Origin of the sequence: Chitinophaga cymbidii (genome assembly GCF_007992715.1) — a bacterium.
GTDB classification, from domain to species: Bacteria; Bacteroidota; Bacteroidia; order Chitinophagales; family Chitinophagaceae; genus Chitinophaga; species Chitinophaga cymbidii.
Genome location: NZ_BKAU01000005.1, coordinates 88,822 through 104,761, shown reverse-complemented (window position 1 = coordinate 104,761; position 15,940 = coordinate 88,822). Strand labels below are relative to the sequence as shown.

Sequence of the window (15,940 nt, the reverse complement as noted above, 5' to 3'; positions counted from 1 at the left end):
TCTGCATTTGTTCAGCACTACTCCCCTACCTTGCTGCTGTCCCGCAATATCCTTACCCGGATAAACCTCGGCCGGTACAACCGGGGCTTTTCGCGGAGATCATTTAAAAAGTCGAATGAATTTACGTTGAAGCTGATCAGCAGCTCGTCCGGCGCGGAGAGCACCGGGTGCACCTTGGCGTTGTAAACAAACAGGTCTTTATCTCCCGCCAGCACTTCGCTGCAATCGTATAGCCGTATCAGTTTGCCAAAGGGACCGGCCGGCGTGGGGGCCAGGCGGAGGGCGACGTGTTTGCCCATGCCGTCTTCCTGGAACACGAGCGCATATCTGCCGTCTTCCAGCTGCATCATGCCCAGCTCGTTGGAAACATGATCCGTTACATTGGCGATGCGGGCTACGTTGCGGTCCCAGCGCCTGCCGTTCCAGAACGTCCATTTGGAAAACGATTCGATGTCGGACGGTTTGACCCTGGCGATGATCAATTGTTTGCCGGCGCCTCTCACGCCGTAGATGTACACGTAGCCGTCGGGGTTCCGCGCGCCGGCTTCCACGGTATTCACAAATATGCCGGCGCCGAATGAAATACCCGCCTGGCGGAAAAACGGTATTTCGATCTCGCGGTAAATATCAAAAGGCGGCTGGCTTCCCGCCGGCACAATGATCAGGGAGTTGCCCATCTCTTTAAACCCGAACGTTCCGCCGCCGGGCGTGTTACGCATCCTGAAACCGAATATGTACAGCTGCCGCTGGGGGTTGACAAAACCGTCGCCCAGCCAGTAATAATCTCCCGGTTGCGTGGAGCGTGTTCCGGGAACAAATATGGCGGCGCTTTTACCATTGCTTTCTTTCCAGTGGAAACTGATGTTCCTCCCGGTATCCAGCACGGCGATGGAATTATTGATCATCCTTGATCCCGGCAGCAGGGAATCGCCGCTGATCTCCCCGAGCATAGTATCGCTGAACCAGAGGATGGTTTCGCTGTGCTCCGCTGCGCCGGGCGTTTCCACTCCGTCGCGCGTAACGGAAAAGATGCCGTCCGCCCCGAACCAGCCGGAAGAGCGGGTAAAGAGCGCGGACCATTCCGGCGCGGGCTGCACGGAGAAAAGAAGGGAATCCTGAAATCTCTTTCGCTGCGCCATCGATCCGTGTGCGCATGTCAATGCCAGTAAAGCGAGCATAAAACGTTTGATCCCCATAACAGGTGAAAATAAAAAAAGTATGACACCCGGCAAAACGCTACGGCTTTAATATCCCGTCCATCTCCATCTGTTCCACCAGCTTTTGCGGATAATCCCGCACGAAATTGTCGATACCGCCGGGGTTCACGGTCTCCGACTGGGCGGACCATATCAGGTTTTCCGAGGCCGCATCATAAAGGTTGGTTTCCAGGAAATAGGTTTTGTCTGTCACATAATACCCCGGATCGTAGAACATGGGGCGCCAGTAACTGTAATAGGAATAGAAACCGCCATACCACCGGAAGGCCGGCATCGGGGCGTATCTTGCGCTGCCGGGCACATACCGGGTCTCACTTTCCTTGTTGATCAATGATACGGTGAGGATGGCGTCAGCGCCGGCTTCGGCGATCCGGGCCATCAGGGCGTCTTTCTCCGGGAGTTTTTCGTAAAAGTCGGGGCTGAACCAGGTGGTGCTTTTGATCGCTTTGATATTACGCTTTTCCGCTTCGGCCGCCAAAGCGTTTTCCAGCTTCGTGCGCACTTCCATATTACGGCTGAAAGAGGCGATGAATACGCTTTTATAATCTTTCACCTGTGATGCGGCTTCAGGGGCTTTCCAGGAGCCGGTGATCCGGGTGGAGGAACCGCAGGCTGTTAACAGCAGGTATGCTGTAACAACAATAAGGGGCGTTACATACTTTTTCATAACAGTATGATTTGTACATAACGCCCCAATTACTATACCAACTCTTGGTTACTTCCCGCCATTCGCCTGCTGCGCCACGCCCGGAAGCTTCCGCGCCCCGCCCAGCAGCCGGTCCATTTCGATGCCGGCAAACACCAGCCCGATGATGCCATGCGAATCATCATCCACTTTCGGACGCTCCAGGTAAGTATTCACATCTTCACTGCTCATGGTGCCTACGCAAATGTTATGCACCGTGCCGTCCGGTTCAATGGAAGATTCCACCGCCTTCCAGCCCAGCAGCGCGTAGGGTTCGTATTGCTTGCGGGACAGCCAGCCTTCGTTGATGCCCCGGGCGATGACCATCGTAAAGATGGCGGTGCCGGACAGCTCCTCGTAAGAATCGGGGCGGTCCAGCACATTATGCCAGTAGCCGCTCCTGGGGTTTTGCAGCTTCACCAGCGCGTTCACATGCTTTTTATAGCTGTCGAGAATGGTGTTACGTTTTGGATGATTGGCCGGCAGATATTTCAGCACTTCCGTTGTGGCCCAGATGCCCCAGCCGTTGGCGCGGGACCAATAGGGCATTTTCACCTTGTTGCCGGAATATTGCACATGCTGATAAAGGTCGACGGAAGGATCAAATACCTGTTTGTTGAATGCCAGCACCTGGTTCGCCGCATCGTCCAGCAATTTTTTCTTTTCGGCCGGATCGGTGGACAGCAAAGAAGCCTGTAACAGGAACGGTATGCCCATGAACATGTCATCTACCCAGGTGGTGTATTTCACGGGGGTTTCGCGGGTGAAATTTCCTTCTGGCAGCCGTATCTGGTCATGCAGCACGTAGGCTTTCACTTCTTGTACAAAGGCTTCGTATGCCGGGCGGTTGGGGAACTGCTTTTTCCGCACCAGCCGGTCGATGAAAGGCAGCGCGGGCGCCGCGGTAAAATCCAGCAGCGGTGTGTTGAAGAGTTGATGATGGGTGGATTCAAACCCATTGAGCACATTTACCTGGTAGCCGATGAAAGGCTTTTCTTCCAGCATAAAATCCGTCCATTTCTTCCCGTAGTCATCATACTTTTTTACGCCCGTCACTTCACCGAGGTGCGACATGGCCCAGGCCACGCCGCCGGCATGGTAATTCCAGTTGTAATACGTGCCCCAGTATGGCCGTGGGTCCTGCACATCCGCAAATACTTCCACCTTCGGGATCGTCCACGACGTGCCTTTTTTACCATCGTCATACAACTTGCCGATCTTAAATTCTTTCTCGGGACCGTAAACGGTTTGCAGGCCGGTGCGTTCCCCGTTCTGCAAAGGATTTCCGAAGGAGCCGATCACGAGCCAGTTGCTCAGCTTCGCGATCTCCGGCGTGATCTGCGGCAGCTTTGCGATGGACAGCCGCGGGCTGCCGGGCTTGCGTTCTTCTATCAAAGCGTCTTTCGGCTGGATGTAAAAGATCCACTCCTCTCCTTTTGTTTCAGACTTTACCAGTATGCGGTTGGCGCCTTTTTTCAGGTGGACGGGGAATGCATCTTCGAGTACGATGTCGCGTTCCCGCGGGACCACATTCACTTTGCGGTCGCCGTTCTTTTCATACACTACTTTGCCGTTGATCCATATTTTCAGTCCGTCGTTATGGCTGACCTGCATGGTGAAGGAAGTATCGGCGTTACATTCCAGCTGGCTCAGGGCATATGCTACGGCCGGTCTTCCCAGGCCAAAGGTCCTGCCCAGGTCCACATGCTTCACAAAATCAAACTCGCGGGCGTTGGAAGGTACAACCAGCTGGAATTTGAAGGGTGTTTCACGAACGATCTTGTCTGCCACTGTTTTGATAACGGCAAGCGGGTCCTGTGCCTTTCCATAGCCCGCCAGCATGACGAGCGCCAGGATCAGTTTACATTGCTTCTTCATTGCTTGTTTTCTTTTTTTCCAGGATGCCCCGGGTAACGGAGGATGGGCATCTTGTCTTCTATGATGGGATTGAATTCGGGGAATCCGTTTTCGTGATTTTCGGTATCGCGGCGGAAGCCTTCACCCGTATGGGGTTCCTGGTTGAGGAAACTTTGCGGGTCGGTGTCCACGGTGGTGCTTTTGCTGCTCTCGCCGTTACCGTTGACAGCGGTTACAGCGTATTCCCGGATGATGGCGGGTTTGATGGCCGCATCTGTGAAAGAACGGTTTGCGCCGGTGTAGATAAGCTGCCATGTTGTTGTACCTTTTTTGCGGCGGTATAGTTTGTAGGTTTTGGCGCCGAGGACTTTTCCCCAGGTGAGCGTAACTGCCGCTGGAGCTTTCGGAACAACCGGCGTTAGCCCGCCCGGAGCAGTTGTCTGCTGAAGTACCAAACCCTCCGGGGCATGCGGCGTCCGGGCATTTACGTATACCGGATATGCCGCGGACGGCTCGCTACTTCCTCCGGCGCCTTTGGCGATCACGCGCAAGTGAATCTTCGTATTATCGTTCAGGTTAGTAAGCGTGGTTGTTGCCGTGCGGATGTTATCTTTCACCGTAGTCCAGCTGCCGCCGTTGTCATGGCTGAGCTGAAGCTGGTAAGATGTAGCGCCGGGGATATTATTCCAGCTAACGTCACATCCACGGCTGCGTGTAATCGTTCCTGTTATTTCAGGCCGCTGCGGGATTACGCCGGCATTCGTCCATTGCCAGTCATGCTTTCCGGCGGGAAAGCAGATAGCGGTGCCCCGGTGGGGCATCCCATCGATATAAAATACCAGCCCTTTAATTTCTTTCTGCGAAAAGGTTACGCATTGCGGTTTGTCTGACTGGAATGTACCACGGTAACCGGCAGGCGTTTGTTCAAAGCTGATACCCGCTTCTTTTTCGAGTTGGATATCAATTCCTGCACCGCTGATCTTTTTTCCGCCAAACAAGGCCCCTGCGGAAGGTTTCAGTATACGCAAGCTACCATTGGATACCACGATCCTTTCCACACTTCCATCCGGCAGCGTTACTTCGCAACCTTCGGCGGTCTTCCTGACTTTGATACCGGGGAGATGGGTAACAACGGTGAGAAAATCTCCTTTTCCGTCATAATACCGTCCTTTAACCGGCAATACCGCGGGATCTTTGTGATAGCCGCTTTGCGAAGGAGTGATGTTGGCGTCTACAGGAGCCACGCCGGGGCTCACCTGGTGGATGAAAGGAAATTCCGCATCCTTTTCAACGAACCAGGAAAACCGTCCTTCCGTCTGCTCATGCTCCACATCATCCAGCACAACGATATAATTTGCGCCGGATTGCAGCACGCTCCGGGAGCGGTAATCTGGTATGGCCTCCTTGTTCGCATATACTTTCGCCGATTGCGCGAAGCCGAAATCATACAGCGGCGCGGTCAGCTCATTTCTTCCTACGGCGCGGTACGGGCCGATGCCACGGTAGCCGGCGGCTTTCTTCACACCGAAGTTGGTGCATCGTTCCACATCGCCGAAAGGGCCGTCCCCCACATCTTCGGGGCCATTGAAGCTGTAACGTTTGCCCGCGGCGGTGTAATAGATCACGCCGTTGCCGCCTCCGGCGGCTCTGCCCCAGCGGTAGTTCGGCCCGTCATCGATCTGTTGCAGATGCACATACATTTCATCCTTTTTTCCAAAGTTGCTGCGCAGCACAAAACCGTAGCCGGTATACTTTTCTGAACGCAGGTCCGGCGGCGTGCCTTTGTTGTCCGCCCATTCTCCCCGCAGCACATCGCGCCAGACGGGCTTCTTTTCTTTCGCTTCAAAACCCTTGTCACCGGAAGATGTCAGGTAAAAAATATGTTCCGCCAGCAGGGGATCGTAATAGTACATTTCCTGCGCAAAAAGACGCAGCAAATCCGGCAGGCCATGCAGCACGGTCTGCGCATGCGCCCCCTGCGGCGGATAGGTACGGCGGCCGTTCTCCGCATCCAGCGGCGAAGTAAGCGTGTTCAGCAACCAGCCCCCGAGCTTCGACACACCGGGTTGCAACAGGCGGTTCCGGCCGTCATAGGAATGGTGTAAAAGAAAGTTCGTATGCAGCGTAGGGCGCAATGCCGCCCAGGTGTAGGTGGCGAGGTTCTCCGTCCACCGGCCGCCTTTTGCGTTCCAGGCCGGTACATCGGGACGGATATGATAATGATAATTCAGGCGCATGGCCTTTTCAAAGTGTTCCGCCATTTGCTTCGCCTGCGGATGGTCCGGGAAGAGGTAAGCGCTCAGCCCGGGAATACCTTTCACGTCCGCCAGGAAATTCGGGTGGCCGCTGAGCATCGTCCGCATGGGCATCAGGCTTTCATCCATCATTACGTAGCTCATGAACAGGAACCAGGCGCGCAGCTTCCGGTATTGTTCCGGGCTCATTTTACTCCTGTTCACATCAAAAGACGGTGCAATGGAATTGTAGAACACGCGGCTGCCCACGGGCGTCGGGCCGCCATTGCGTTCTGATCCGGTGCTGATGGAAGTGAGCATGCTCCGCAAGCTCTGCTCGATGTTACCAATGGTTAAATGTCCCGCCAGCTCCGGCGTGAAGTAGTGATGTTTATTTTCCTTGCCGGAAGGATAATCCAGCACCCAGTCCTTCACCTTGTTCAGCGGCACCCAGCCATGCCAGCGGCGCAGGGTTTCGATGTATGCGACGGGTTTCCGGGCACTGTTCACCGCTTCCACATCTTTCCGGTGATCGTATGCGGCCAGCGCGGTAGAGCGCGTGCCGCTGACCAGCGGGAAACGGTAATCGAGAATATTGTTTTGCCAGTAGTAGCGGATGCTCAGGTTGTTCTTCGAGCCCCAGAGCGGGTATGCCCCGTCGTTCCAGCGTTCCGTATCCTTAATAAAAATACCGATGGTGACCGGCTCGTTCTCATTCCAGAATGCGGCGGTGGGCAGGCGCCACCAGCTCATCCAGTTATCGTAAGCGGCGAGGTGAAAAGGCAATTCGCCGTCTGCGCCGTTCTCCTGGTCGGAAGGTATGAGCGGATGCCGGGGCGTTTCGGGAAGATCTTTCAATCCTTCCATCGGTTCCCACTGGATGGCGTCGTAGGTTTTGGCATTGCTGCCGCGGGTGGCGGTGTAACGGTAGCGGGGATGTATGCCGTCCCACACCATCCGCCATGCAATGGCGTCTTTTGCGGTGACCCCCCTCATCGTTTCTTCCAGTTCCATGAACTCCATGCCCGCTGTGAGGCGGATTACCGCCTTGTAATGTTGTCCGTTCTTAAAATCATAATCAATGCTGTATTCCGCGAACACCGGCCCGGCAGCCAATTGGCGTACATGCATGGCCGTTACCTCACCGGAAAACCATTCACCACGGCCTAGCCATTGTTCGTCTTTGCCGTACCGCAGCACCGGCGGTGCCGGCTTTGTAACCCCGGGCGCGGGAAGCTCTACCTGCAATGCGCCGTTCGACAGCAGTACGCTGTTTTTATTTTGCCGGATGTGGACGCCTGTGGGCTGTTGCCCGTCAGCGCCGCCCGGCTGTTGCTTACCGTGAATACCTCCGGATGACTGCCCGCCCGGCTGCTGTTTGTCAGCGACGTTTGTACGTTGACGTTTACCGCTACCCGCTTTCACATAAAAAACCCGCTCCCCGCCGGACGGCAGATCAGACAACACATACAGCCGGTCTTCCATAACCTGGAACGGCACCGGCTTACCGGCTTCATCCGTTACCGTCAACGGAGTATTGCGCATATCTTCCAGCTGGTATTGCAGCAGGCTCACCGGCCACGACATGCCGGGATGTTGCAGCGCATCCTTCAACCGGATCGTCCGTACTTTCTGCTGCGCCTGCGCGAGCATACTGCCCGCGGAAAGCAACAGGAAAAATATCATGCTGATTGTCCTCATCTGCTGCTGAATTTGAATTTTCCCCAAAGGTTCGGTGTGAGCATGGCTTCAGACGGAACGTCCGCCGTAATGCCGGTAGCCTTGTTGCTCCAGTAGCTGCGGGAAGTGGTCTGTCCCTGATCTCCGCGCAGTACGCCGATATCTCCTTTTATTTCCAGTCCGTTCGCAGGCTTCAGGCCGAGCACACTAACGGGAACGGATATCTCATAATTTCCTTCGCTGCCCGCAAATTCCAGCTGGCTGCTGATGTCTTCCACTTTGTCGAATGTAATGGTATTGGCGGGGGAAGAAAAAGGTATCTTATCTTCTTCGCGGGTGCCGGGCACCACGGCGCGGTACAAAAGCGCCAGAGGTTTTCCGTTCACTACGGTCACGAGTAAACGGGCATCGCCGGCCACGGGCTTCCTGCGTTCCGGGTCCACTTCTCCGTCCGCGCCGATCATCAGGTCCAGCGCGCCGCCTGTTTTGAAAGGCGCTACTGGCATTTCACCGGAGTTTTTCAGCAGGGCGGAATCGCCGGTACGGTAGGCCACATACAGGCGGTCGCCGGAAATAGCGGCGGCGCCGGTGAGGTCATACGGACGGGTATTCGCGTTGAAGTAAGCTTTTACGCCTCTCTTGTCGATATCCACCCAGGAAGCATCCGACCAGTCATTCAACCGGCCGTCCACCACGGGCTGTGCCTGCCGCAGGGCAACGGTCATCTCTTTAACGCCCTGGTCCTGCTGACGCGCGGCTTCCGCTTCCGCGAACAAAGCGCGGCTGCGTTCAAGATCGGTGTTGCGGACGTTGATCATCCTATCCGGCAGGCGGTGCACGCTGTGCATACCATCCAGCCGTACGATCGCGCTGCGCGCGCCATCCACGATATAAACATTGCCATCTTCCGTTTGCGTGATGCTGGGCCAGAAATTCTCTTCGCCGAGCGAAATACCGTCCAGCGGCATGTTCCGGTACCCTTTAGGCATCCGCCACAGCTGGCCGTCGCGCATGTTCACAAAAAGCGTGGCTACAAACAGGCCGTCCGCCGTGAACACATATACGCTGCCGTGATTGCCGTTGACCGCCCAGAGCGGCCCCGCGTCCGATCCTTTGTTCGGCATCAAACCACCCAGCAAACGGGTAGGCCCGATCAGCTGCCCCCTGCGGTCCGCACTGGGTGCGGAATGCGAAGCGTGCAGGCCGGGCCACATATTGGGATAGCTCCACATGGGCACGCCGTTCTTTACGCCGCTGAAAGAATACCGCGAGTACGGCGCTATGCCAAGCGTGAGTACGGACCAGCCATCCGGCCCCACCAGCACCTGGTCGCCGCCCGAAGAAGCGGGGCGCTGCACGCCGGCCGCCAGTACCTGTTTCTTTGCCATATCATACCGCGGAAGGCCGCGGTCTGCAAACGCCACCGGCGGAAAACGTATAGCCGATTCGTTTAGTCTTGAAATGCAAAAGGAAAGATCCGGCATAACGGACACACCGCCAACGGATGCTTTTTGCATGGTGACTTCAGCCGGCTGTGCATGTGCATCCCCGTTGAGGTCCTGCCAGATGAAGAACGCCTCGTTCTTCGGCGGCTTGCCGTTCAGGTCAACACCCGCGGGCCAGCGGGACCGCATATCATCTTCCTTCAACCGGTCCCACAATGCGGCCCTTCCCATCGCCGCCACCGGATAGGCAATGCTGTCCCGCTCAATGAACAGGAAGGCGGAGGAATGCCCGTTCGTGGGACTGCTGTTGTAGCTGTTCGTAAAATAACGTTGTCCGTTGCGGTACAACGCGATCTCCGGCCCGGCGCTCCTGAACGCCAGCTGCATATCTCCGGCAACAGGCCGGTAATGTATGCGATTCAGTTTCGACGTGCCTTTTTTCCAGTCCAGGATAAATTCCATCGCGCCATTTTCTTCTTCCGCGTAATAAAAACGTTTTTTATCATGAGCGTCCAGCGTACCGCCGCCGCCGTATTTAGGGGGACCGTAAAAGGCGTTTACCAGCTTTCCGTCCAGCGTCCATACGCTGACGCGCTTGGGCAGATAATCTTCTTCCGTGACCCACAGCTGCTGCTTTGCATCGATGGCGATACCGGCGGGATTGTTCATATGCATGGGATCATACGCTCCTGCACGTGGAGCACCGGGCGAACCGATGCTCCGCAGGAACTTACCACCAGGAGAATAGATCTTCACTACATGGCTGTTGCCACGGTCGCTTACATAGATATTGCCTTTCCTGTCAAGCGTGATGGCGATAGGATCTTCCAGACCTTTTGTAACGAGTTGCTCCGGCTTTGCATGCGGCGCGGGAAAGCGCAGCAGCTTTTTCCCGGAAAGTACCAGCAGACGGCCTTTGGCGTCAAACGCCAATCCGCGCGGCGCGGATACCTGCAAGCTGTCCGCCAGTTTTCCTTTGGCTGCATCAATAAAAAGCAGCCGGTCTTTTTTTATCATGCTGATCACCACGGTGCCGTTGTGCGCCGCCATTCCGCCGATAACGCCCGTCACTTCGTTTTTGGGCATGGGGCCTAAAGGATGCAGCAGCACTTCTTTTACTGTGTAATCATTTTTTGCATGGTTGGCCTTCATGGCATTCAGCCTAAGTTCGGCGAGGCCGGACTGTTTACTGGTCTCCCAGACAGAGGCCACGTACACATGCGCGCCGGGCACTGCCTGTTCGCCGTTATCTCCCGCCAGGAAAGGCGCGGCGGTCCAGTGCCCGCCGATCCAGGCTTTGCCGCCGCGTTTGCGGCCATCCAGGTCAATCCAGGCAAAGCCGTCCGGACCTTCGGTCACGTAAGCGCCGAGGATGATGGAAGGCTGACCCGTGGGTGAACGGTCGCCGGGCACGAACAGTGCGGCTTTCGGCGGCGTGTGATTCGCCAGCCATGCGCCGGTATGGTCCTGCGTTCTCCAGGGCGGGGTGCCGGTGTAATAAGGCGAAAACTCATAGTACGGTTTGATCTCTCCTCTCACCAGTCCGCGTACCCGGTATTGCCCCGGCGCCACGAACTTCGCGGGAATGTGATATACACCATGCTTCGCCGCATCCACGTCCCGGCCGAGATCATCCATGCCATCCCACCACGCGGTGTTCTCACCCGCGGGGAACCATGTTTCGGAAACGAGGTTCCGTATCCTTTTGCCGTCCGGTTGTTCGATGACCAGCGTAACGAAACCGGCTTCCTTCAATGTAAATTTCACCGGGATCGCCTGCTTGCTGCGGTCGTTCAGCAACACCGTCCCCTTTGCTTCCAGGTAAGGCGTTTTCACATTTTTATACACCGGGTCTTTGATCACCGTCTGATCGATGGACTTCACAAGACGGTAGCCGATATCCGCGTTCTCCACCACGTTGCCGTCGAAGATGGTGCCGATAATGCCGGTGGCCTTGCCTTTGATCTCGTTCTTGTAGCTTACTTCATTGAAGTAGCCTTCTCCTTTCACGAAAGATGCGGAGTTGGGAACATGCGCCTGCACGAAGTTGCGGCGGATCTCTATGCCGAGGCTTCCGATGCCGTGCAGTGAATCCGGCGTTACGAGCGCCAGCGTATTGCAAACAAAAGCGGGGCGAAGACCATTGGTGTTGATCACTTTGTTGTCCGCTACCAGTGTGTTCCAGCTAAGGTTATAGCGGCCGAGGCCCATGTTGCGGCGCTGGTCCGCGCGGAGGTAAATGCCTTCGGAGTTGGTCAGCCGGTTACCGACAATCGCCACGTCCGTATTACCGCAGTAGAACCAGATGCCGCGGTTGTTGCCTTCCAGCACGTTGTCTTTCACCAGCCAGTCTTCGGCAGACCAGCAGATGACTACATAGTGACTGCTTTTATCGGGGATGATGGTCCAGGGTTTGTCTACCGTGATAGTGGTGGCATTATTCTTTACGATGCGGCGCCATTGTCCGGCGCCTTTGCCGTCTACAATGCAGAGCGCGCTGGAGGAACTGAGCGTTTCCGTTCTGATGCGTTCCCATTGTTTTGTGGCGTCTGTCAATGTAGTGGCGGTAGCGGCGGTGGCTACGCCCATGCTCATATTCTCGGGGTTGCCGCCCTGGCTGAGGATGGTTTCGCCCTGGTTATGGTATTCTATCTCGCGGCCTTCCACGTCCATGCGGTTGCCCATCATCACAATGTCGGTCGCGAAGTCAATGTTGAACCCGCCTGTTTCGCCTTTCGGATTTTGCAGATCGCCGAGGCGGGTGATATCATTATTTTCGATGATGCCGTTGTAGCTTTCATTGAAGCCGAAGCGGCCCGCCGCGTAACGCACGGTGTTGTTGCGCACGGAAAAATTGGTGGAGCCGTTGCAATGCCACAGCCAGGGCCAGGTGATGGTCGCCTTGCTGTCGAAATAACAATCGCGGATCACCATGCGGTCCACATAGCCCCACGACAAGCCCCAGGCAACGGAGAAGTTGAAGCGGCAGTTGGCGGCGAAAAACTTCGAGCCGCCCGCACCGGGCTTCTTCACGGGCGGCGCCATGGTCTTGATGCTATGGCGCCATTTGCCGCTGGTGTTCACATTGTCCAGCTGCAAATCGCACAAGCCGGTCAATGTAGTACCCAGCGGCCAGAGGATGGCAACGCCGTCCGTGGTGGTATCAGACCAGCCGCCTTTACCGATCGGGTCAGGATACGGCGGCGGCGTACCAAAGCCGTATTGAATAATACTTTTACCGGGACCATCTCCTTTCAGCACGATGTTGGAGCGCATCACCAGCCCGCTGCCGGTGGGTATTTCCAGGCGGTACTTTCCTGCCGGGAAATAGATCACACCGCCGCCCTGCCGGTGCGCGATATCGATGGCCTGCTGCAATGCCTTGCGGTCGTCTGTAACACCATCGCCTTTTGCCTTGAGCGGCAGTCGGCTGTCTGTTTTAACATTGTAAACATTTTGCGCGAACGTGAATTCCGTTCCCCAGGCGGCTTTCAGGCCGAACGGATCGGCGGCGGCCTTGCGGCCGGCGAGTATTTCTTCCGCGGCGGATTCGCCCCAGCTGCCGCCCGCGCCGTTGGTGAGGTATACTTTGTAACGGGTGTTATGGGTGATGTTCGCGGGCGCGATGACTTCCAGCGTATAGGCGTCCGCTTTTACTACTTTCGCCGGCCATGATCCTTTGCCTTTTTCTTTTGCAAAGCGTACCGCCGCCGCATGCCCCGGCACGGAAAGGTTCCGGCCGAAAATGCGGAACGGCTGGCCGGGCATGATCTCGTCGTATTCGAGGGTTACGGCCCTAGCCTTGTTGAGGAATACCGGTTCGCTGAACGTGTTGCCGTTTTTGATCCATACGGCCACGAGGGTTCCTTTCTTTATATCATCCGCCATCAATGCGGAAACGTTCCTGTCTGATGCACTGACTACTTCCAGGCGGGCCAGCGGTTGCAGCTTCTTTTCCTTTCCGGTAACGGCGGCGTACCACACTTCAGGATTACTGCCGAAACCGGCGCCCTGCAAGCCGAACACATCGCCCGGCCCTGCGGTTTCGTTGCTGTTAAGCACCACCGGCTCCCCGGCCAGCGCGAGCAACGGCGAAATGTCTTGTATTAGGCTGGAGCAAACCGCATTTTTATCGCCCCAGGCCGCTTCATTCTTATCGGTCACGATCGCATACCAGGAAAAATGTTTACCCGCAATATCAGCCGGAACATAAGCTTTGAACTGCTTCCTGTTCCGTGTAGCCGTTGCCGGTATCCACTTCCTTTCCGTCCATACCGGCGCCGCATCGCAGTAATATATTTTTGCTTCCGTGAGCTGCGTGGTGTCTTTTACGGAGAAGGTCACTTCCGCCCTGCCGTCTTTCAGGCGGCGGGTTTTACCGGCGATGACCCGGGGTAAGGGCGGTTTGTTATGTTTGATATAATGATCGAAAAAATGGAGCATGTTCTTGTTGCCGGGATAGGTCATGGCATGGTTGTCGTTCGGGGAATAGAACTGGTTCACCGGGCCTTTGATATCCGCCAGTGTGGCCTGTACCGCCATCCATGACCAGTGGCGGTCGTTGGAAGCGGTGGAGATGAAATACGGCTTCGTGATATGCTTCGCGCGGGAGCCGGGGTCCAGCCACTTTTCCCAGTTCTTCCTTTCCGCTTCCGGCAGTTTCTGCAACTGCCCGGTAGTATACGCGCCGAGCAGAAAGTTCCCCGAACCGAAAACAGACCAGGTGGCCACGATATCCTTATCCACCAGTGCGGCAACCATCGTAGCGGTGTAACCGCCCCAGGAAGCGCCGGCTACGCAGATGTTGTTTTTATCCACATCCGGCTGCGCGCGCAACAAATACACGCATTGCGCGGAGGCCAGCACCGCATCAAAGAGGCTGCTGGCAGTGGCATCCGGGTTGGCGCCGATCATCGGCTTGCCGAGCCAGGGGCCGGTGGTCTTCGGGCTTCTGGATTTGGCGCCCGCCACACCGGGAACATCCAGTACGAGTGAAGCATATCCCTGTTTCGCGGAGCTGACCGCCGAAGGGATGTCGGCAGACCCGCCGCCACCGTGCAGGCGCACCATGCCGGGGAAAGGCCCTTTGCCCGCGGGGTATGCGATCGCCGCAAAAACCAGCGAAGGCTTTCCGTCCACTTCCCGCGAGCGGAACACAAAACGGTGTATGCGTATGCCTTCCGGCGTGGTTTCCATGCCCAGGTCTTCTTCTATCGCCGGCGGCTGGCCGGTCAGGTAGGGCGCGAACGGGTCCTGCTCCTGCGCGTAAGCGGTCAGGCATAACACCAGCGCCAGCAGGCCCGTCCATATCTTTTTACTATTCATCATCAATCTTCATTTTGTTGCATGCCATTGCTGGCTTTGATCTCGGCATCAGGAATTTTAAACAGGAGGCCGTTGCTGTTCCAGGGCAGCGGTAACACGCCGCCGGTGCGGTCGCCGGCGCCGATATCCGCCTGTCTGCGGCGCAGGTCATGCAGGCGGTCGCCTTCAAAGCAAAGCTCCCGGATGCGTTCCCTTCTTACTTCTTCAAGTATGTCCGCAGGAGCGATAACGGTCGCGGAATCATAGTTCGGAATGGCGCGGTAACGGATGTAGTTGATATCTTTCGCGGCATCTTCCGTATTGCCCTGTAATGCGAGTATTTCCGCGCGGTCCAGCACCAGTTCCGCGGAACGGATGATGGGAACGTTCAGCAGCGAGCGGTCGAACTTTCTCGTGTAGCTTTTGCCGTTAGCTTTCGTAATAAGCCTGCTGAGGCGGGCGTCGCTGCTGGCAAAGGCCGCTTCTGCGAGGAAAGTACTGCTGATGGCGAATTGCGGCTCGATGGAAGAAGAACGGAGATACTTGCGGCTGACAGCACCGTTGGAAGCAGCGCCGGTTACGCTGATCATATCGAAAATGATCTCGGATACTTTAGTACCAGTGCCGGTGGCGTTGAAAGCGGCCAGCACGTTGGCCTGCGCCTGCGCGGTGGTGAGCTTGCCGTAAGCGGGGGAACGCACCAGCTTGAAGCCGGTTTCAATCGTTCCGGCCGTGGGGCCTATTACTTTGTTGATCTGTATCAGCGCATTCGGATAATCATTCATCTGGAAATATACACGGGCCAGGTATGAGGCGGCGGCATGCACAGTAGCGCGCCCGCGGCGAAGCGGTTCCACAGGCAGCAACGATTCCGCTTCCTTCAGATCGTTGATCACCTGCGTATAACATTCTTCCACGGTGGCGCGGCGCTGGCCGAGTATCTCCTCCGGTTTCGTAACGTTGATAACAGGCTTTGTGCGCAGCACGATGCCGCTTTGCGCGGCGCTGGAATTATGTCCGTACTGATGCCCGTACAGGCGCAGCAGTTCAAAGTTCACGAGGCCGCGGATGAACAGCGCCTCTCCTTTGATCCTGTTACGCGCGCCGTCGCTGAACTCGGGATCTTTTTCCTTTGTGATCATGTTATTATCGATCGCATACAGCACGGTGTTCACGTTCTGTATCGCGGTATACGCCTGCTGCCAGTTGCCCGGGTACTGCGCCGCCGCCATGTTGCGGTTGTACAGCTCCACATAAGGATCGTCCGCCGTCTGCCCGTCTACGTTCAGCACCACCTGGTCCGCCATGATCTCCGGAAATATCTTCCAGTTACCGGCCAGTGTGTTGTCGTTCGCCAAAGCGCCGTAAGCGCCGTACAGCAGGTTATCCAGGTCGCGCATGGACCTTACCAGTATGTCAGTAGGCAGCACGGAGTGGTCCGGCTCATTGATATACTTGCTGCAACTGCCAAGCAGCATCGAAGCGAAGAGTAATATGGTGATGGATAACTTCATAACG

At 56.3% G+C, this 15,940-nt stretch carries 6 protein-coding genes; all 6 read right to left on the bottom strand.

Annotated elements, in window-relative coordinates:
* Positions 1-17: 17 nt before the first annotated feature.
* Genes CCY01nite_RS19220 through CCY01nite_RS19195 form a run of 6 tightly spaced genes read right to left on the bottom strand, consistent with a single transcriptional unit; the run spans position 18 to position 15,936 of the window.
* On the bottom strand, positions 18-1,196 hold the full coding sequence (locus tag CCY01nite_RS19220; RefSeq protein WP_146865225.1) for a DUF5005 domain-containing protein: 1,179 nt from the start codon (positions 1,194-1,196) through the stop codon (positions 18-20).
* Positions 1,197-1,236: 40 nt separating this feature from the next.
* Complete coding sequence (locus CCY01nite_RS19215) at positions 1,237-1,884, bottom strand: hypothetical protein (protein ID WP_146865223.1); 648 nt, start codon at positions 1,882-1,884, stop codon at positions 1,237-1,239.
* Positions 1,885-1,932: 48 nt separating this feature from the next.
* Positions 1,933-3,780 (bottom strand): glycoside hydrolase family 88/105 protein, encoded by a 1,848-nt coding sequence (locus CCY01nite_RS19210; protein WP_146865221.1) that lies wholly within the window; start codon positions 3,778-3,780, stop codon positions 1,933-1,935.
* On the bottom strand, positions 3,777-7,694 hold the full coding sequence (locus CCY01nite_RS19205) for a fibronectin type III domain-containing protein (protein WP_146865219.1): 3,918 nt from the start codon (positions 7,692-7,694) through the stop codon (positions 3,777-3,779). Before CCY01nite_RS19205 ends, CCY01nite_RS19210 begins: the two co-directional genes overlap by 4 nt.
* Positions 7,691-14,446 (bottom strand): glycosyl hydrolase family 28-related protein, encoded by a 6,756-nt coding sequence (locus CCY01nite_RS19200; protein WP_146865217.1) that lies wholly within the window; start codon positions 14,444-14,446, stop codon positions 7,691-7,693. The genes CCY01nite_RS19205 and CCY01nite_RS19200 overlap by 4 nt, the downstream gene beginning before the upstream one ends.
* A complete protein-coding gene (locus CCY01nite_RS19195; protein ID WP_146865215.1) occupies positions 14,446-15,936 on the bottom strand; it encodes a RagB/SusD family nutrient uptake outer membrane protein in 1,491 nt (496 codons plus the stop codon). Before CCY01nite_RS19195 ends, CCY01nite_RS19200 begins: the two co-directional genes overlap by 1 nt.
* Positions 15,937-15,940: the final 4 nt, after the last annotated feature.